This window comes from Helicobacter cetorum MIT 99-5656, from assembly GCF_000259275.1.
GTDB lineage: Bacteria > Campylobacterota > Campylobacteria > Campylobacterales > Helicobacteraceae > Helicobacter > Helicobacter cetorum.
The window spans coordinates 153,426-173,125 of the sequence record NC_017735.1 but is presented as its reverse complement, the minus strand read 5'-3'; the positions used below and the strand labels follow the sequence as shown (position 1 = coordinate 173,125).

General features: G+C 37.9%; 18 protein-coding genes and 1 rRNA gene. 3 read left to right on the top strand and 16 right to left on the bottom strand.

The annotated features are described in order from the left end of the window. Positions 1-26: 26 nt before the first annotated feature. The 16 genes from HCD_RS00855 to HCD_RS00785 all read right to left on the bottom strand — a co-directional run bounded on the left by HCD_RS00855 (position 27) and on the right by HCD_RS00785 (position 15,264). Positions 27-1,982 (bottom strand): porin family protein, encoded by a 1,956-nt coding sequence (locus tag HCD_RS00855; RefSeq protein ID WP_014658729.1) that lies wholly within the window; start codon positions 1,980-1,982, stop codon positions 27-29. A 116-nt stretch (positions 1,983-2,098) separates the two neighbouring features. Beyond that, entirely contained in the window at positions 2,099-4,024 is a 1,926-nt protein-coding gene (locus HCD_RS00850; protein WP_014658728.1) for a porin family protein, read from the bottom strand. 249 nt (positions 4,025-4,273) lie between these two features. After that, positions 4,274-6,856: an outer membrane protein gene (locus HCD_RS09495; protein ID WP_014658727.1), complete on the bottom strand. Its 2,583-nt coding sequence runs from the start codon at positions 6,854-6,856 to the stop codon at positions 4,274-4,276. Between the two features lie 12 nt (positions 6,857-6,868). After that, the gene (locus HCD_RS00840) at positions 6,869-7,111 is read right to left on the bottom strand and encodes a hypothetical protein (protein WP_014658726.1); all 243 of its coding nucleotides are present in this window, start codon (positions 7,109-7,111) and stop codon (positions 6,869-6,871) included. A 466-nt stretch (positions 7,112-7,577) separates the two neighbouring features. Further along, positions 7,578-8,930 carry a tRNA uridine-5-carboxymethylaminomethyl(34) synthesis GTPase MnmE gene (gene mnmE / locus HCD_RS00835; RefSeq protein WP_014658725.1) on the bottom strand — a complete coding sequence of 451 codons (1,353 nt, stop codon included), beginning with the start codon at positions 8,928-8,930 and terminating at the stop codon, positions 7,578-7,580. Further along, on the bottom strand, positions 8,923-9,711 hold the full coding sequence (locus HCD_RS00830; RefSeq protein ID WP_014658724.1) for a Jag N-terminal domain-containing protein: 789 nt from the start codon (positions 9,709-9,711) through the stop codon (positions 8,923-8,925). The genes mnmE and HCD_RS00830 overlap by 8 nt, the downstream gene beginning before the upstream one ends. A gap of 9 nt (positions 9,712-9,720) precedes the next feature. Continuing rightward, on the bottom strand, positions 9,721-11,361 hold the full coding sequence (yidC, locus tag HCD_RS00825; protein ID WP_014658723.1) for a membrane protein insertase YidC: 1,641 nt from the start codon (positions 11,359-11,361) through the stop codon (positions 9,721-9,723). A 5-nt stretch (positions 11,362-11,366) separates the two neighbouring features. Then, complete coding sequence (gene yidD, locus HCD_RS00820) at positions 11,367-11,717, bottom strand: membrane protein insertion efficiency factor YidD (RefSeq protein ID WP_014658722.1); 351 nt, start codon at positions 11,715-11,717, stop codon at positions 11,367-11,369. Further along, a complete protein-coding gene (rnpA, locus tag HCD_RS00815) occupies positions 11,707-12,228 on the bottom strand; it encodes a ribonuclease P protein component (protein WP_014658721.1) in 522 nt (173 codons plus the stop codon). Before rnpA ends, yidD begins: the two co-directional genes overlap by 11 nt. Then, entirely contained in the window at positions 12,188-12,322 is a 135-nt protein-coding gene (rpmH, locus tag HCD_RS08850; protein WP_001847286.1) for a 50S ribosomal protein L34, read from the bottom strand. The genes rnpA and rpmH overlap by 41 nt, the downstream gene beginning before the upstream one ends. Positions 12,323-12,400: 78 nt before the next feature. Then, positions 12,401-12,802, bottom strand: coding sequence for an ExbD/TolR family protein (locus HCD_RS00810; protein ID WP_014658720.1), 402 nt, complete (start codon positions 12,800-12,802; stop codon positions 12,401-12,403). A gap of 9 nt (positions 12,803-12,811) precedes the next feature. Next, positions 12,812-13,264 carry a TonB-system energizer ExbB gene (gene exbB / locus HCD_RS00805; protein ID WP_014658719.1) on the bottom strand — a complete coding sequence of 151 codons (453 nt, stop codon included), beginning with the start codon at positions 13,262-13,264 and terminating at the stop codon, positions 12,812-12,814. 2 nt (positions 13,265-13,266) lie between these two features. Then, the gene (gene smpB / locus HCD_RS00800; RefSeq protein WP_014658718.1) at positions 13,267-13,725 is read right to left on the bottom strand and encodes an SsrA-binding protein; all 459 of its coding nucleotides are present in this window, start codon (positions 13,723-13,725) and stop codon (positions 13,267-13,269) included. A gap of 12 nt (positions 13,726-13,737) precedes the next feature. After that, positions 13,738-14,529, bottom strand: coding sequence for a 4-(cytidine 5'-diphospho)-2-C-methyl-D-erythritol kinase (locus HCD_RS00795; protein WP_014658717.1), 792 nt, complete (start codon positions 14,527-14,529; stop codon positions 13,738-13,740). Then, a complete protein-coding gene (locus HCD_RS00790) occupies positions 14,530-14,760 on the bottom strand; it encodes a carbon storage regulator (protein ID WP_014658716.1) in 231 nt (76 codons plus the stop codon). It abuts the gene before it with no gap. Between the two features lie 15 nt (positions 14,761-14,775). Then, a complete protein-coding gene (locus HCD_RS00785) occupies positions 14,776-15,264 on the bottom strand; it encodes a peptidylprolyl isomerase (protein ID WP_014658715.1) in 489 nt (162 codons plus the stop codon). Positions 15,265-15,418: 154 nt separating this feature from the next. Here HCD_RS00785 and HCD_RS00780 point away from each other — a divergent pair, with 154 nt between their 5' ends. The 3 genes from HCD_RS00780 (at position 15,419) to HCD_RS00770 (ending at position 19,381) form a co-directional block, all read left to right on the top strand. Then, the gene (locus HCD_RS00780; RefSeq protein WP_081482772.1) at positions 15,419-16,237 is read left to right on the top strand and encodes a hypothetical protein; all 819 of its coding nucleotides are present in this window, start codon (positions 15,419-15,421) and stop codon (positions 16,235-16,237) included. A 33-nt stretch (positions 16,238-16,270) separates the two neighbouring features. Further along, positions 16,271-17,440, top strand: coding sequence for an MFS transporter (locus HCD_RS00775; protein ID WP_144005829.1), 1,170 nt, complete (start codon positions 16,271-16,273; stop codon positions 17,438-17,440). A 438-nt stretch (positions 17,441-17,878) separates the two neighbouring features. Beyond that, positions 17,879-19,381 (top strand): 16S ribosomal RNA (locus HCD_RS00770). Positions 19,382-19,700 lie beyond the last annotated feature (319 nt).

Here is a 19,700-nt window from a genome sequence, read left to right as displayed (position 1 = left end):
GTTTTAAGAAGGAGTGTTCTAAGAAATTAGAACACCCACCCATAATTAAAAAACACATTAAAATGGTTGGGGTCTTCTAAAAACACTAAATGAGAATCATTATATGAAAGGCTGATACGATTTCTAAGTAGCGGCACAGAAACGCCTACAGAGTATTTAGAATGCTTGTAGCGATAACTAAATCCTCCCACCGCATGGACATTAAGAGTGTTTTTTAAAGGCTTTTTGAAGGTTTTAGAAGGGCTGTAGTTGCTATAAATTCCCCTAGCTCCAAAAAACACGCCAAAAGAAGAAGCGAAGCGTTTCTTAGAGCTGTTTTTGGATTTAGCATAAGTGGTAACAAAATCTAACAATACATCTAGCCCCCCACCATAGCCGATTTGTTGGACTTCTTTAGCGTTGATTTTAGAATAATTATACTTAGCAACGCCATAGAAAGACAAGCCGATGAGATTATTGAAATAATGCTGGTAGCCTATTTTAGCGTTAGCCCCTAGAATGGGGGCTTTGAATTTTTGTAAAACGCTTGAAACGCCGCTAGTTGTAGCACTAGAAATGAGCAAGCTTTCTTTAACAGCCCCAAAAAGGGTGTTAGGAAATTCAAGGGGATTTAAATAATTCTTTTGATTGTTTAAATCCAAAAAATTAATAGGCAATTTATCTTGATTGATGAGTTGCTTCCACACTTCATAAGTGATGCCTACAAATCCAGCTGGCACATTGCTACAAGTAGGGTAGACGGAGTTTGTAAACTTTGGAAAATTATCTTTATGAGATGAGCAGACATCATAAGGAATACCATCGCTTCGTAGAGTGGTGTTATTTTTGGGTTGATAAGGGCTTGGCACATGCTGGTCAGCCATATTGCCCCCATTAGCATAGCCCTTAGCCGTTGCATAGGCTTTGAGAAGGGGGGATATACCAAGACTTAGACTATAAGCGTTAGGGCTGTGTGGTTCAGGTTTCTTATTTCTGTTATTACTTTTATTGTTTCTGTCAACAAAAGTGTTAGGATTGATACCCTTTTCATTAACAGCCATTTTAGCGTTAGCGTTTGGGGGAGAGCCAGCTTGTGCGATAGCTTTAGCCCCAGCCCAGTGAGAGAAGCCACTATTACTTGTTAAAACCGAAATATCTAACCCCATATCTTTTCTTAGTTTTTCTATGATGTCTTGTGGCGAGATAGTCTTACTTCCTGTAGGGACTTTTCCATTCCTATCTGGCATGGCTTTATCAGAAAAATCAAAAGGAGCGTTGATAATATTGTCATGCCATGATTTGGAGTCAATCACAGATGCAAGATTTAAGAGCAAATTAGTAAATTCTTTGGCGGTTGTTTCAGTGAAAGGCGTGAATGAGCAATTTTTATCTTTGCAAAACTCACTTTGAAAATCAGTGGGCTGATTGACATAGCTCACTTCTAAATTTGTTGTGGTATTTTGTAGTTTTTCAAGTAAGTTTTGCGTGCTTGTATCTGATTTTTGTGTGCTAGTGGCTTGAAAATCTAGGTAAGACGCATTAGGGTTGATTAAACTTATATTTTGAAAATAGCTTTGGTCTAAAAGGATTTTAGCGTGTTTGGGGATAGTCTCTAAAATACCTAAACTCACTAAATTGCCCAAAGCGTCTTTAAATGAAAGCCGCACATTATTTAGGTTGTAGGGCAGGTAGTTTTCTACAACGACTTGCTTTTTATGGTTGTCTAAAGTAACTTTAATAGGGCGTGAAGTAGAAAACTTTAGCTTTGAAATTTCTTGAGAATCTGTGAATAGATTTGAAGAATTTCTTGCAATCGTGCTTGTAGGAAAATAATCTTCATAGGTGTTATGGACTTTTTTAATGGGAATTTCTTTATTTTCTGTGCCTTGTAGTAAGCCTGTTTCAAAACCCCCTTCTATGAAAAAGCCGCTTTTTTGGTGGGCAAACGCTTCTATAGGAGCGATAGCATAAAGCAAACAAAGAGATATAAAGGTTTTTTTCATACGGAGTTATCCTTTTACACTTGATTTTACAGCCTTATTATACAGGGCAAAAAATCGTTTTTTTTTTTTTCTAAATTTAGGGGGGGTAAAAGGCAAAAAAAGTCTGTTTTTACTCCTTAAAACACCCACCCATAATTAAAAAACACCTTAAAATCATTCGCTTTTTCATTCAAACTAATAGCAGCGTTATAAACACTACTATTAGAAACGATACTAACCTTTCTCTCTATTAAAGGCACACTAATACCTACAGAATACTTAGAATGCTTGTAACGATAATTCAATCCTGTAGTCGCATCTACATTCTTAGCTCTTTGAACTTGATTGAACACATGATAACCATTATACAAACCCCTTACACCAACAAACATGCCAAAAGAAGAAGAAAAGCTTTTCTTCTTGCTATCCTTTGAAGCTTTAGTATAAGTAGTAACAAAATCTAATAATAAATCTGTGCCTATTCCTAAACTCAATTGCTGGATTTTTTCATTATTAGCTTTAGCATAATTGTATTTGACAATACCATAATAAGCTAACCCTATAAAATTATTAAAGTAATGCTGATAACCCATTTTAAAGTTAAACCCTAGCATAGGGGTTTTAAAGTTTTTTGAAACATCATTAGTTATTGTTTGAGCTGAAGCAACCAGAAAACTTTGTTTGAGTGTGCTAAGCATAGAATTGGCTAAATCTGAAGTGTTTAAACTAGCATGGAGTTTATAATCCTTTTGACTACCCAAATCAGCATAATCTATTGGCAGAGCGTTTTGATTGATGAGTTGTTGCCACACAGCCATAGTCAATCCGGTAAAGCCTGCTGGGACATTAGCACAATTAGGATAGACTGAACCTTGAAAATCACCTGGATATGTGGGCTGACCCTTATGACCAAACCTAGAACACACATCATAAGGAATACCATCAGAATCGCCTGTGCCATCAGGTTTTGGCACTCTTTGATAAGTCATGTTTCCATTATGGCTGTAGTGTTTGGTGTGGCTAAATTCGTGCAAAATGGTTCTCAAAGCGGTTAAATTAATATGTTTATAACCAGCACCAAAAAGTGTTTTAGGGTCTAATGCCCAAGCAACAACGCCCAATTTTCCCCAAGTAACTTGCCCTAATCCTATGCCATCTACCCCAGCATTATTTAAGACTGAAACTTCAAGGTGCATAGTACTTCTAAAATCGGCTATAACTTTTTCAGGGGAAACCACATCTTTTTGAAACTTGGATTCAACTTGTCCATTCTTGCCAGGAGCCACACAATCTGATGCTTTAAAATGGCAATCTCCAGGATGCCAACTATTCACGAAATCAAAGGGAGCGTTTTTTATATTTTCTTGCCATGATTTTGAATCTAAAACCGCATACATATTTAGAAGTAAATTAGTAAATTCCTCAGCGGTTTTTGCATTAAAGGGTGAATAACATGTATTATGACCTGCTTGCGTATGGTATTGACAAGAATCAAAAGTAGGCGGAGACTTATATTCTACCACCAAATCCGTCGTCATGGTATCTAACACTTTAAACAATCTCTGTGTATTAACATCTGAAAACTTTGTGCTAGAAACTTCAAAACTTTGATAAGTAGCATTAGGAGTAATATCTTTGAAATTATCAAATAGTTTTTCGGGGATAACGATTTTGGCTTGCTTAGGAATGGTCTCTATCATGCCCAAATCAATGAGTTTGCCTTGACTATCTTTAAACGAAAGCTTAACATTGTTTAAATTATAAGGCAGAAAATTTTCTACAACCAAATTAGCACCACTCACGCTCACCTTAACCGGATGCAAAGATGAAAATTGTAATTGTGATATAGCTTGGGCGTTACCAAATAAATTAGTTGCTCCTTTTAAAATCGTGTTTAAAGGCAAGTAATCTTCATAGACATTCTTACCGGTCGTTACTTTTTCTTCTCTAATTTCTGTGCCTTGTAAAAGCCCGGTTTCAAAACCCCCTTCTATGAAAAAGCCGCTTTTATCATGGGCTTCTAAGAGTTGGAATAATAAAAGTGGAGCGAATAATTTTTTCATCAAATATCCTTGTTGGTTTGTGCATGCATTCATTATATACAATAGAAATTTTTTTTGAAATTTAGAGTTTTAAAAAGAGATTAAAACGGCTTGATATTTCATAATTGAAACAAAATTTTAAAAACAAAATAATCAAATACATAATCAGAAAGAAATACTAATAGAGAGAAAACTCTCTACTAAGAAAAAGAAGCAAAAATCTCTAGAAATTAGACCCAAGAAACCATAAAATCTCTAGGAACAAAGACCCTAGAAATTAATCATGTAGTTAAAATACATAGAAAAGTTTCTCTTATAGAACACATCTATGGCTGCATTCTCACTTCTTTCTTTATAGAATTGATTCACAAATAAAGGCAACTTAAAGCCTAACTCAATGCCACTATGTTTAGCAAAATTAGTTCTAAAGCCTACTTGAACAGGCATTTGGAAATAAGTAGTATTCATAGAAGCAGAACAATTGGTGCTGCTATTACAAGTTTGCATTTGAGCTTTATAGTAACTCTCCCCTTGAACCATCCATGTTTCTCCCCCTACTCCAAATCCAAAGAACATACCAGCAGTATTATAGCCCTCTTTGCTTTCATAGAAGTTGTAAAGAGCGTCAAAGCCCACGCCATAAGTGTGGTCATTCACTTGAGAGGCTCCACTTAAGATACCTAGCTTACTCCCTACAAAGCTTAGGTTAGCATGATTATAGCTATAGTATCCATAAGCTCTTACACCCCATCGCTTGGCTTTACCAAAGAACTGCTTATAACCTGCCATCACATTCACCCCATACATTTGTCCGTAGTTGTTGGTGTTGGTAACGCTTGGCTTGTGGGTTTGTTTGGCTTGATTGATAGCGGTTTTGATGTTCTTATTCACGCTTAGTAAGGCTTGTTTTTGTTTTTGTAGAGTGCCTTGAATGGTTGCAAGTAGGGCTTGTGTGGGGCTAGTATTTGTTGCAGCGAGTTTTTGTGTAACAATTACGAGTTTTTTCTCACTTTCTACTTTCGCTTCTGGTTTCTTTGCTGCTTCTGGTGTGGCAACAGGTGTGAGATTAACTAAAGCCGCACTGACTTCACTCAAGGCTTTATTAATAGTGTCTATGACCGCACTAGAGCTAGTATTTAATTGCCCCACTGTTGCACTTGCAGAGTTTAAAAGAGTGCTTAAAGCCCCTTGAGTGGTAGCTAGGGTGCTAAGAGTAGAACTTAAGGAACTGAGATTGCCATAAGCCCCTAGAGTATTAAGCGTGCTTATAGCACTGCTTAGAGTTAAAGTTTGGGTTTTCATATTAGACATACCACTTGCTGTAGCACTCATGCTATTGATATTAAGGCTTGAAGCTTCTTTTTCTATGGCTTGGGCTAAATTTTGGCTAGCGGCTTGGACTTTAGCGATAGCGCCTGTGAGTTTTGTGGCTGGGTTACCATTCAAATCTTGTTGGAGGGTTTGATAGGTGGTTTGTAAATCTTTTGTTGTTGTGGAGTGTTCTGGTTTTGTACCTTGTTTGATAGCACCGGTATTATCCGTAACAATGGCATGCACCTCTTGTGTTGTTGCGGCTTTTCCTTCAGCTTCTGGAATAGTTGCTGTAACACCAAGTAGGGCATCTGCTGCTTTTTCATACGCGCTAATAGCCGCATCAAAGAGACCTGCTACGCTATCTTTAGCCGGAACGACTTGACCATCACTATTAACGGTTGTGTTACCATAGAGTTGTCGCATCGCTGCTTGGTATTGACCCATAAGGCTGTCTGGAGCTGGTTTTTCTAGGGTGCCTGGAGTTTGACCTTTTTTAGGTTTACCAGAGCCTTGAACGAGAGCTTTTCTAGTAGAAGTTAAATTCGTAGTGATTGCCCCTGTAGCTTGAGTGCTTAAGGTGTTTATTTGGTTTGCTAAACCTGTTAAAGTGGTTTTTGCGGCGCTTTCTTTTCCTGTAGCCCAAGAGGTGCTACCATCTTTAGTCTGAATCAAGCTTTGCAAAGTAGTAACTATATTACCCACGACACTAGATACAGCTGTGTTGATACTAGTAACGCTAGTTTTAACAATATTATTTGCCATGGCCGTTGATAGAGCTGATTGTAAGGCCTTAGCGCTATCTAAGACAATTGAGATGCCAAGTGGGGTTGCACTACTAGCTCCTGTGCTAGTTAAAGATTTCAAGCTATCTATTGCAGCTTTGTTGCTATCTGTAACTGGATTTCCTCCGTTATCCCCATAGAGTAAGGTATAAATATCATCATAAAGTTTTTGTGCGGTTTCGTATTTTTGATGGGCTTCATTGTATCTTTGTGCTAGTGAGCCTTGAACTGGAGTAACATTGCCATCACTACTTGGAGTATAGGTTCTACCATCAGCACTATATAGCTTTCCCATAAGGGCATCATACTGAGAGCTTAAGCTGTTAGTTCCTTGCTTGTAGCCTTGTGTTGCATCATAACCTGGTGTCCCTTGTTGAGAACTTACTGCTGGACTGATAGTGGTTTTACCATCTTTTGTTGTTCTAGCCCCATATAAGGTGTTGGCTAATTCTGTTAAAGAATTAATAGCGCTATTATAATTATAATACACGCTCCCATTACTAGCCGTTTCTGGTGAATTTCCTGTGCCATACATTTGCCGGTTAAACTCTTGAAGGCCTTCGCTGGCTGTTTGAAAATTTTGCCATAAGTCTTTTAAGGTGGGCTGTGGCTTAGGGGCTGTTGGTGTGCTTTCTTGTTTTGCTTGCTTAACTTCGTTACCTTTACTTTCACTTTCTTGTTGAGCTTGAGCGTTTAAAACGCTCAATAGCGCACCACTAAGTGCTAATGACACTAATTTTAAAGATATTTGTTTCATAGACTATTCCTTTTACTTTGCTTGTGTTTCTGCTTGTGGAGCTTGTGCTGGAGCTTGTGCTACAGGAGCTTGTGGGGCTGCAGGGTTATTAAAAACAGACATGCTTAAGGGGGTGTCGTTAGTCAAACCTGGAGTGCGAGTGGTGTTTTGGTTTTCTAAATTAGAATATTGAAACCCACCTCCTAAAAACACGCCATTACTTTCTGCCATAAGACTTGCAACGCTAAGGCAAGCAAGTATTACAATTTTTCTCATATTTTTCCTTTTGTTAGTGATTTCTCTTTGCCAAACTTTCTTATTGTTTGCCAAACTTGAAACTTAGTTTATTCAAACAAATTTTAGAAAAACCTTAAAATTACGGGGGGGGGGGGGTAGTAATCCAAGTTGAAACGCCCTTAACCTCTCAAAGAACTCCCTTGAATACAGAGATAGAAAGACTTGAAAAATGTTGATGATTTTTTCATTTTAGGTTTAATCTTTGTGTGTTTTATCTATGAATGAATGCTAATAAATTGTGTTTAATCTTTTATTTAGTCTGTTTTTTAATTGTTGTTATGCTACTGGAAAAAGAGTGTTAAAAAGATTTTGTTAAACACTGATTTACTAATAGTATAAAATGATTTTTAGCTATTTTTTAAAGTTTTGTTTTTTGGTGGTATTTTTTGCTTGCTATTTGTGGGTTTGTTAGTTAAGCTCGCAAGCGAGATAAATGATGGCTTATCTATTTACCTAAACAAAATTCACTAAACATGCTATCTAGCATTTGGCTGGTTTCATAAGGGCGAGTGAGTGCATTCAAATTTTCTATGGCGCTTAGGATATGGTAGGAAAAGAGTTCTAAGGTTTCTAAGTGTTCTCTAGCATTCTGTAATTCGTTAATAGCGTTTTCTAGGGCGTTTTTTTGGGCTGTGGAAGTGAGTAAGAGCTTGTTTTGTGTGTCTAGTTTAGGAAAAAATTCGCTGATTTTTTGGCTCAAATCTTTTAAACAAGTTCTTGTATCAAGAGTGTTTGTCTCTAGTAAGGAATAAGAAATTTTAAGATGAGATTTTAATGTTTCAAGTTCTAACTTGGGCGATAAATCGTTTTTATTGAGGATAATGATGCAGGGCTTATTGGTGCGATTTAGGGTGTCAATAAGGTTAAAATCTTCCTTTTCTAGGGGTTTAGAAATATCAAATACGCTTAATATGATGTCGCAATTTTCTAAACTTTTAAGGCTTTTTTCAACCCCTAATCGCTCTATTTTATCTGTAGTCTCCCTAATGCCGGCGGTGTCAATCAAACGCACCTTATGCCCTTCTAATTCTATGACTTCTTCTATGGTATCTCTAGTGGTGCCTTGAATATCACTCACCAAAGCCCTTTCTTCTAAAAGCATGGCGTTTAATAATGAGCTTTTGCCAGCATTAGGTTTGCCAATAATACTTAAGGCATGCCCTTTGCTTCTTTCTCTTTGTGCGTTAGAAAAGTCCAGTAAGTCCTTAAAACACGCGATTTGGGCTTCTAGACTTATAGACACTTCGTCTAAAAAATCGCTAGGAATGTCTTCTTCGCTGTAATCAATTAAGACTTCTGAACTTGCTAGAAGTTTTAAAAGGGTATTTCTAGCGTCTTCTATGAAAATTTTTAATTCGCCTTTGAGTTGTCTGGCTAGGGCGTTTAGAGAGCTTTGCTCTTCGCAGAGGATAAGCTGGACACTTGCTTCAACTTCGCTCAAATCCATTTTATGGTTTAAAAAGGCTCTTTTGCTAAATTCGCCAGGTTTGGCAAGCCTAGCCCCATAATTCAAACAGACCTGAAGAATGTTTTGAGTTAAAAGGGGGTTTCCATGGCATTGGATTTCACACACATCTTCGCCTGTGAAACTATAGGGAGCTTTGAAATAGAGTGCTAGGGCTTTGTCTAGCAAAATATCGTTAGAAAAAATATCGCACACATAGGCGTATCTAGGGGTAAAGTCCTGTTTTTTTGTGAGTTGCTTGAGAATGCTTAGGGCGTTGTTGCCACTGATTTTAACAATGCTAATCGCCCCTTTACCTAAGGGGGTGGCGATAGCTACAATGGTTTCATTCATTATTAAAGTCGTTGATAACGATGTATTTTTCATCGTTTAGGTTGGTTTTGAGCGAGACATATTTATTAGGAAAAGTTTTTCGTAATTTCTTTAAGGCGATATAGGTTAAAACGCCATCAAGGGCTTTCATTTGGGCTTTTCCTACTTCATGCACGCTCATAATCACGCTTTGTAAATGGGCATCCATAACCTTTTCTTGATTTTGTAAAAAAGTGGAGATTTCTAAGCGGATATTATAGCCATAAGCGGGGTGAATCCAGTTGAATAGCAAGTAAGAAAGAGCTTTATAGCGATAACCCTTTTCGCCGATTAGAAGGGCGGAGTCTTCGCCATCTATATCAATCAATAAAACCCCTGGTTCATAAAGGCTGACTTCCACTTTGTCAATTTTATAGGGGAGATGAGAGAATAGGTCTTTTAATTCTTGTCTGATCTGGCTGAGTTCATCTTCGCTATGGGTGTAGGCTTGAATGGGCTTTTGGGCTACTTCTTTGGGAAATTTGTTTAATTCATCAAGCAAAAGGTTTTGAGTGGCTTCTAGCTGTATATCAAGCATTTCGCATGCGTTGTTTTCTTCAGTTTTTGTGGGTAGGGGAGCTTGTGGGCTTTCTTTAACGCTGGCTAGGATAATGGCTTCTTTTTTACCAATATTTAAAAAGCCCTTAGAAGGCATTTGAATCACTTCGTATTGTAAGTTGATAATGGGACAATTAAGGCTTATAGAAGCTTGAACGAGTGCTTCTTCTAAAGTTTTGGCTTTGATTTCAACAGAATTTTGCATGATAAACCTTTATGTTTTGGAGTGGGAATGCTTTTTGTTTTCTAAAATTTTGTTGATAATGAATTGCTGTAAAACAGAAAGAATATTGTTTGTTGTCCAATACAGCACAAGACCTGCAGGAAAAGTGATTAAAAATAAAGTGAATAATAGGGGCAAGAGCTTAAAAATCTTTGCTTGCATGGGGTCTGTCATGGTGTTTGGCGTGATGCTTTGGTGCCAATACATAGAAGCCCCCATAAATAAGGGGAGAATAAAATACGGGTCCATTACAGACAAATCATGTATCCACAAAATCCATTCAGCACTCTTCAATTCTACAGCATTATACAGCACTCTATAGATAGCAAAAAACACCGGAATTTGTAGGATTAAGGGCAAACAGCCTCCTAGCGGATTAGCCCCATGTTTTTTGTAAAGTTGCATCATGTTAGCTTGCAATTTTTGGGGTTCACCTTTGTATTTTTCTTGAAGTTCTTTCATTTTTGGGGCTAAATCTTTGAGTTTTTGCATGCTCACCATACCCTTATAGCTTAAGGGATAGAGAACAAGACGCACCACAATCGTTAAAAGAATGATAGCCCAGCCCCAGTTACCTACAAACTGATACAGATAATCCAGCAAAACAAACACGCCCTTTGCAAAGAAAGTGATTAACCCATATTCTATAGTATCAGTGAGCATGGGTGCAATCGCTTTTAAAGAGCGGTAATCCTTAGGTCCGATATAGCCATGCAAATTCACATCGTTTTTGAGAGAGATAAACCCTAAGGGATTTTTTGTGCCGACTTCTGAATCAATTAAGGTTTCAAAACCTTTAGAATCGTTGGTAAAGAGCAAGGTGGTATAGTATCTATCTACGCTAGATAAAAAGAGAGTGTTAGAAAAACGCTTGATTTCTTTAGCATCTTTATCTTCAATTTTTTCAATCTTTTTGTCATTGTTTTCCAAAAGCACGCCTGAAAATGCATAGCTGTCTGAATCAGCAACCGGTCTATAACCATTAGTAATAACATAGCTAGGAATAGCGTTGTTGGGGGCTTTGAGAGTGATTTGCAAATCATAATGCAAATCATCATAGAAAGTTAGGGTTTTAATGAGTGTAATAGTGCCTAAATCTTGAGTCAAAATGAGTTGTTCATTAGGTCCAAGATGTGTTTTTGAAGCGCTATAAGGGGTGTTGAAGGCTTTGCTATTGAGCGTAGGGTCTAAAAAACGCACTTCTAAAGGCTTGAGTTTATCCACACCTAAAAGGGGGAGTTCTTTTAGGGCGGTTTGTGAGTTTGCTTTGGGGTTAAAAAGATGGCTTACATGCTCTAAAAAGCCTTTTTCTTTAGGGGTTAGGTATTTTTTATCCTTGAGATAAACCTGTTTGATACGCCCCAAAGAATCAATTTCAATTTTAGCATGCTCAAAAGAAATGGTGCTTAACAAATTTTCTTGGGGTATTATTTGGGGAGTGCTAGAGCTTTGAGAGTTTATGCTTGGTGCGTTAGGGCTAGAAGCTTTGGAGTGATTTGAGGCTATTTCTTTGTGGCTTTGAGCGGTTGGTTTTTCTTGCTTTTGAAAATAATAGGTATAAAGGGTGATAAACAAGAAAGAGAGAGCAACCGCTAAAATCAGGCGGAGATTAGTGTTATTGTTTTTATCCATTTTGATTAAACCTTAATGATGTAATAAGCTGTGTGGCTCTTTGTGGTAGGAATGAGCCAAAAAATGATTGTTTTAAAAATTTTGTGGTGTGGTTTGAGCAAATTAGGGCGTTTTAAACAAGTGGTAATGGGATAAGCAATGCCCCCAGAACAAATGGGGTTGCATGAAAGTATTCTTAGAATGATTTTGCCTATAGCAATGAGGGGATTTTCAAAATGGAGCAACCATAGAGCATAATTAGAGCAAGTGGGATAAAACCGACAGCTTGAAAGCTTAAAAACAGAAAAAAAGCGTTGGTAACATTTAATTAATGTTGTGAGAATAACACTTAAAAAAGGTGTTTTATCATTTTGCATAGCTATTGGTCGTTCCTTTTTTAAAATCCTTTAACGCTTTATTCGCATAGTTCTTGATTGAAACCATCATTTCTAAGAAATGCTTTTCTAAAGTCCAAAAATCCAAATGACAGCAATCGCCTCTAGGCACAAACACTAGAGCAAACCCTTTACAAAGGGCAACATGCCTTGTAACTAATGAGCGAAAACGGCGTTTGACAAGGTTACGCTTTGTAGCGTTACCCACTTTTTTAGAAACACTTAAGCCCAACAGAAAAAGTGCTTTTGTGTCTTTATCGCTAGAGTTACAAAAAGCCGTGTGCGAATGCCGGAGAGATTGCTGCTCTTTTGAAAAAGCCTGTGAGCGTTGCGAAACCCTATTGAAAGATTTCAAATCCAAAACATACAGCGAAAAAAAAGGGTTATGCTTTTTAAAACCCCTTTTATAAACCCTATCAAACTCGCTCTTATTTTTTAAAGAACTATAAAGTTTAGACGGAAAGCTTTTTTCTGCCCTTAGCTCGTCTGGCATTAATAACCTTGCGTCCGTTTTTTGTCTTCATTCTTACCAAAAAGCCATGCGTTCGCTTTCTTGGTGTGTTATGGGGTTGGTAAGTGCGTTTCATTTCTTAAACTTCCTTTTATTATCAATATTAAACATAAGCGTAGATTCTAGCCAAAGAATGCTAAAAATTGACTAAAAGCTACTCCGTTTGACCCTTTTTATCTTCAACAAGGATATAAAGTTGCTTTAGTTCGTTTGTTTGTAATAAATCTACAACCTTTACAAAACTATCTAAATTGCTTTGTTTATCGCCTTGTAAGACAATGGGGGTATCTTTAGGATAGGCTGAAACCTTTTCCTTTAAGACATCAAAACTAATTTCTTTATCATCTAAATAGAATGTGCCTTTGTTAGAAATAGCGATGGTAACTTGCTTTTTATCTAAGACATCTTTAGAATCAGTGCTATCCTTATCCACTTGGGGAATACTAATAGGAAGCTTTGAAGTTTGCACAAAAGATGCTGTTGTAAGCACGATAACAAGCAAAACAAGCATGATGTCAATAAAAGGCACCACATTCATTGATTCTACTTTTTTCACCGCTAGTCCTTATGCTTGTGAGTAAATCTCATTTGATTGAGTGTCAACAGGGTGGTGGAAAATATCCCATTTAGTTACTAAAATTTCGCTCTTTCTCACAAGCAAGTTATAAATAACGATTGCAGGAATAGCCACAAGCAGTCCCATACCGGTTGCTTTTAAAGCAAGGGCTAGGTTAGTCATAATTGCCTTAGTATCTATGCCTGCCGCAGAGCCTAAATCCATAAAAGTGAGCATAATCCCTACAACGGTTCCTAAAAGACCGATATAGGGGGCGTTTGAACCGATAGTGGCTACTAGAGTCAAGCGTTTGTGTAGGGCTAGTTCTAATTTGCGTCTGTCTGTGTAGTCATCTACACGCACCGTAGCAAAAAACCACATTCTTTCTATAGCGATAGCTAAAACTATTACGGATAGAAACAACAAAAACCCTATAATCCCATAATCTACCATTTCTTTCATACTTATCCTTTAAAGTGGTGTTTTAAACTAGCAAGAACTTCTTTATTGAGCGCTTTTTCCTTTAGGCTCTGTCTTTTGTCGTGCAATTTTTTTCCTTTCACTAAAGCGATTTGGATTTTAGCTCTATTTCGTTCGTTAAAATATAGCTTTAGCCCTACAATACTCAAGCGTTCTTTGGATACCTCAGCCTGCCATTTGAGCAATTGCTTTTTATGCAGAAGCAATTTACGCTCTCGCCTTTCATTTGGCTTATAATAGGCATGGATTGTATCTAAATATGATATATGAACACCAAATAAAAAAGCTTCTCTTTTGATTATTTTAACAAAATTATCCTTTAAATTCACCCTAGATTGTCTTAAAGCTTTTACTTCAGAGCCTAAAAGCACCAACCCTGCTTCTAAAGTCTCTAAAATTTCATAATCAAAATAGGCTTTTTTATTGTTAGCAATGAGTTTCAATTCAACCCCCTTTTAAGCACGCTTTAGCCTAAAAAACGCACTCCCACTCCCACTAAAAAACCACTCATTACCTAGTTCGCTCTCTATGTTTTTTAGGGTGGGGTGCGTGAGTAGGGCTGGCTCTAAAAGGTCGTTAAGTTCGCTTCTGTGGTAGGTATTTAAGCATTCTAAACTAGGTTTTTCAAGCCACATATGCGTTTGAGAGAAACAAGTTTTAGGGCTATAGGCCTGATAGATAGCTTTTGTGCTACAAGAAATATTGTTAGGCACATAGATTTCTATGCGATTTGTTAAAGAGTCTTCTTTAAATGGTTCAATGACTTCGCCATAAGAAGTCGCATTCGCACTTTGATATTGTGAGATGAAGAAGTTTGTATCCGCACCCACTAAAGAACCGATAGAATAAAGCTCTTCTAAGCTTAGTTGCAGCTCAAAAACTTCATTCAAATGATAGATAAGCCCCCCAGCATCAGCACTCCCACCGCCTAATCCAGCTTGAGTAGGAATGTTTTTTTCCGCTTCAATCGCCAGAGTATCTAGAGATTTTACAAGAGAATTTGAGAAGTTTTTTTGCTTTAAAAAATTTTTTAGCGCTTGGAGAGCCTTAAAAAGCGAGTTTTCTTCTATGGGGCAATCAAAATTTCCTTTGAGTGAAAAAGATGGTGCGTTTTTAATGCTGATAGTGTCCTTTAGTTTGTCTTTTACTAAGCACATGCGAGAGATGAGTTTGTGATAAGTCCCTTCTTTTTGGAGAATCTTTAAAAAAATGTTGATTTTAGGATAGGCTTCAAAACAGCAAAGCATCTAGGTTTTAATAGCTTTCTTAATATTTTCTAACAAGCTTTCATCTACGGCTATGGAAGCTTTTTGATTTTCTGAGACAATGGCTTCCTTGAGTTCAGCACGCAAAATAAGGGTGTTATTAGGTGCTTCAAACCCCAAACGCACACTCCCTCTATCTACAGAAATCACTTTGATATGAATGTTATCATCAATAATGATTCCTTCGTTAACTTTGCGACTGAGTATGAGCATGTTTAGTATCTCGCCTTATAGAGAAGAATCAAAGGTAACGCCCTCTATAATATCGCCTTGCTTGATTTTATCTAGAACGGCAAGACCTTCTGTATTGATGATTTTGCCAAAGACGGTATGCTCGCCATCTAAATGGGGTAAATCCACAAAGCACAAGAAAAATTGACTTCCCCCAGTGTCTCTTCCAGCATGCGCCATAGAGAGAGAACCCCGCTTATGCTTGTGCGGGTTATTAGCTACTTCACATTTAATGCGATGTCCAGGACCGCCTGTGCCTGTGCCATAAGGACAGCCCCCTTGAGCTACAAAGCCTGCAATCACACGATGGAAGCTAAGACCATTATAAAAGCCTTCTTTAGCCAAAGTTATAAAATTGCTCACCGCCTGGGGTGCATCTTTGTAAAAAAGCTCTAATGTCAAACTGCCTTGATTTGTTTTTAGGGTAGCGTAAGCACACTTAGCAAGTTCTTCTTCTTTAATATCGTAAGTTTTGATAGAGTCCATAATCCTAATAAATCCTTTTTACATGGTGTTTTTGGCTATATTTCAAGTGCGTATTATAGCAGTAAATTAAAACAAGTGGTATTTTAGCCGATAGTGGCTTGAGTTGTTTTTGAAAAATTACTAGCTTTAATGATAGTTGTTTGGTGTTAACTTAATGGATTTGAGAAAAAAGACAAGATTAGTAGTTGGTTGTTGTAAGGCGTTGTTTTTGTTGGGTATGCCAAGTGTAATGAGTGCTAAAGAAGTTGGTATTGACCCTTACATACAAGGATTTTATCCTATTGAAATCATTAGAAATGACCCCCCTATAGACTTGACGCTTCCTAAGTGGATTTATTCTGTTGCATTATTGAAAGTGTATTTCAGCGATGGAACTTACAAGCAAGGTTATGCAACTCTACTAGAGAATGGGCATTATATCGCCTCTTCTGAGACACTTTACTCTAATGGGTTGTATCCTAAGATGATTTTAGCCAAAATGCAAGATGACAGCACTAAAGAACTTATTTGTGTAGCGAGCTTGCGTCTTGAGACGATTGATAGAAGTAAAGGGCTTTCGCTTTTAAAAACTTCAGATTTTAGAGATGACTATTGCCATAAAAGAGAAGAAAGCTACTACCACGCTAGGATTTACACCAAGTATGCTCAAACTTTCTATCTAAGCTCTTATTCAAACAAGGAAGTATCAAATTCGGAGCTTTACTACCCTGCACTTGATGATGAAAATTCTTTTTCTATACAGACTACGGACATTTCCGTATCTGAACTTTTGGAATCCAAAAAATTTTTCTTGCCCAAAAGTTCCTTTAAGAAAGGGAGCTTATTATGGGGGGGAAGACCTTATTTTAGTGATGTGGGAGAGTTTATAGGAATTGCTAGTAGCACCTTAGAAAATCAACAAACTCTATTGATTATTCCTAAAGAAAATATTACGCAGTTTTTGAATGATTTAAAAAAAGAGCGTATCTTTTAGGCTATTTATGAGTTGCGTTTGGGGGCAGTGTTTATGTTTAACAAAAACATCTTCCTACTTTTTCTGTCTCAGGGGTTTAATGGGGCAGTGATTAGTTTATTAACCTTTTCTAGCCCTTTAGCAGGGAAGTGGTTTGTAGAACAGCTCAATAAACATGCGGGTGCTTTTGTGCTTAATTTCAGCACTCTAGCTGTCTCTCTAACGCTTTGTGGAGCTTTTATAGCGGTATTTTTTTCTTCTAATATCATCTACAAGTTGGGCAGAAAAAAGGCTTTTTTGTGGAGCGCTTTTGTAGGGGTTTGTGGGGCGTTGTTAGCCATTCTTGCTTTATTTCAAGGCTCTTTTTGGCTCTTTTGTTTAGCCACCTTTTTGCTTGGGTTTTTCACAGCCCTAAATGGCTTTTACCGCTTTTTAGTTAATGAAGCTTTAAAAAATGCTAATCAAAATCATGCTTACAAAGCGAGCGCTTTAATTGTAGGGGGTGGCATACTAGGGGGCGTTTTAGGTCCTAATTTAGCTCATTTTGGACTCCATCTTATGCATACCCCTTTTGTGGGTTCATTCATTTTTGTTTTAATCTTGTGTGCTTTGAATTTCTTATGCACTATGTTTTTAGAATTAATGCCCTTACCCCCTAAGCCAAAGATAAAAGCAACACTACTAGAATGCTTGAAAGAACCCCATTTTTTAAGGGCTACCTTATCATGTGCTGTGGGCTTTTCTTTAATGATTTTAATGATGAACGCTCTGCCTTTAAGCATGGCACATTATGAACCACAAGAAATCAAAAATGTTTTGATGTGGCATTTTATAGCCATGTATGCTCCAAGCTTATTGCTTGCATTTTTAGTTAAAAAACTCAATCCTTTTAGACTTATTGTGATAGGCATGATTTTTTATGGTATCGCTGGCATTGTAGCTCTAATGAGCCAAGATTTTTGGGGCTTTTTAGTATCGCTCATTTTTGTAGGCATTGCATGGTCGTTGAGTTTTAATGGGGGAACTTTCTTGTTTAACAGCATTCAGTCCAAAAACCAAGTCAAATTACAAGAGTTAAATGCTATAGCAATTTTTGGAGCGAACTTAATGGCTAGTTTGAGTGTGGGAATAATCCTTGAAAATGGGGGTGAACTAGTGCTTAATGGTATATTATTAGGGAGTGTGTGCGTGTTTTTGGTGGGTTTTAAATTTCTCAAAACCTAATCGCTCCAAAATTTTAACTTACTTAACCAGAAAATCTTTATACTTTAAGCAAACCTTAAGCTTTGTATAGCTATACTTTCACTTCCTTGTTTCAGCAAGAGCTTTTAAAAAAGTCTTTTAACACAAGGATAGCTTATTAAAGCAAACGATCTTTGAAAACTAAGCAAAATTTAAGAAGTTCTTTTTAAAAGGGATATTCTAAATTTAAGAGTCGGATTATTTGGGAGTTTGGAAGGGTTATAGCTTCCACTTCTCAATAGACGGTTCTAATAATTGAAAAATATTTTACTTGGGTTAGCATTTTGTTAAACCTTTAATTTTAAAAAGTTTCTTTCTTTTTTGTATTGTTGTAATACTTAAGAACACAACCCGTTTTATTATTAAAACGAGTTCTTGTGATACGCATTTAAAATAGAAAGAGCTTTAGGACAAACACTTTTTATGGAGAGTTTGATCCTGGCTCAGAGTGAACGCTGGCGGCGTGCCTAATACATGCAAGTCGAACGATGAAGCTTCTAGCTTGCTAGAAGTGGATTAGTGGCGCACGGGTGAGTAACGCATAGGTTATGTGCCTCTTAGTTTGGGATAGCCATTGGAAACGATGATTAATACCAGATACTCCCTACGGGGGAAAGATTTATCGCTAAGAGATCAGCCTATGTCCTATCAGCTTGTTGGTAAGGTAATGGCTTACCAAGGCTATGACGGGTATCCGGCCTGAGAGGGTGAACGGACACACTGGAACTGAGACACGGTCCAGACTCCTACGGGAGGCAGCAGTAGGGAATATTGCTCAATGGGCGCAAGCCTGAAGCAGCAACGCCGCGTGGAGGATGAAGGTTTTAGGATTGTAAACTCCTTTTGTTAGAGAAGATAATGACGGTATCTAACGAATAAGCACCGGCTAACTCCGTGCCAGCAGCCGCGGTAATACGGAGGGTGCAAGCGTTACTCGGAATCACTGGGCGTAAAGAGCGCGTAGGCGGGATAGTAAGTCAGATGTGAAATCCTATGGCTTAACCATAGAACTGCATTTGAAACTGCTATTCTAGAGTGTGGGAGAGGTAGGTGGAATTCTTGGTGTAGGGGTAAAATCCGTAGAGATCAAGAGGAATACTCATTGCGAAGGCGACCTGCTGGAACATAACTGACGCTGATTGCGCGAAAGCGTGGGGAGCAAACAGGATTAGATACCCTGGTAGTCCACGCCCTAAACGATGGATGCTAGTTGTTGGGGAGCTTAGTCTCTCCAGTAATGCAGCTAACGCATTAAGCATCCCGCCTGGGGAGTACGGTCGCAAGATTAAAACTCAAAGGAATAGACGGGGACCCGCACAAGCGGTGGAGCATGTGGTTTAATTCGAAGATACACGAAGAACCTTACCTAGGCTTGACATTGAAGGAATCTGCTAGAAATAGTGGAGTGTCTAGCTTGCTAGACCTTGAAAACAGGTGCTGCACGGCTGTCGTCAGCTCGTGTCGTGAGATGTTGGGTTAAGTCCCGCAACGAGCGCAACCCCCTTTCTTAGTTGCTAACAGGTTATGCTGAGAACTCTAAGGATACTGCCTCCGTAAGGAGGAGGAAGGTGGGGACGACGTCAAGTCATCATGGCCCTTACGCCTAGGGCTACACACGTGCTACAATGGGGTGTACAAAGAGAAGCAATACTGCGAAGTGGAGCAAATCTCAAAAACATCTCTCAGTTCGGATTGCAGGCTGCAACTCGCCTGCATGAAGCTGGAATCGCTAGTAATCGTGAATCAGCCATGTCACGGTGAATACGTTCCCGGGTCTTGTACTCACCGCCCGTCACACCATGGGAGTTGTGTTTGCCTTAAGTCAGGATGCTAAACTAGCTACTGCCCACGGCACACACAGCGACTGGGGTGAAGTCGTAACAAGGTAACCGTAGGTGAACCTGCGGTTGGATCACCTCCTTTCTAGAGAAGAGCTTTTAATATTCGCTTATTAAAAGCCATTAGAGTATTACCTAAAAGAAGAACTTCTTTTTGCTTAGTTTTGAAAGATTATCTCTACTCATCTCATCTTTTCATTTTGCTTATAACCTATGATTATTTGGTATTTGTCGGTTTATCGGTAAAATATTTTGGTTGTATTTGCTTTCTATCTTAGCTATTTTTTATTTTTCTATTGTTTTCTAATTTGCTTGTTAGGGGGAGTTTTTTGTTGAGAAGAGGATGAGTAAGCCACAATAAAAATACTTTTGAATTAACTCAAAGAAAGTAAAATAGCAAATTT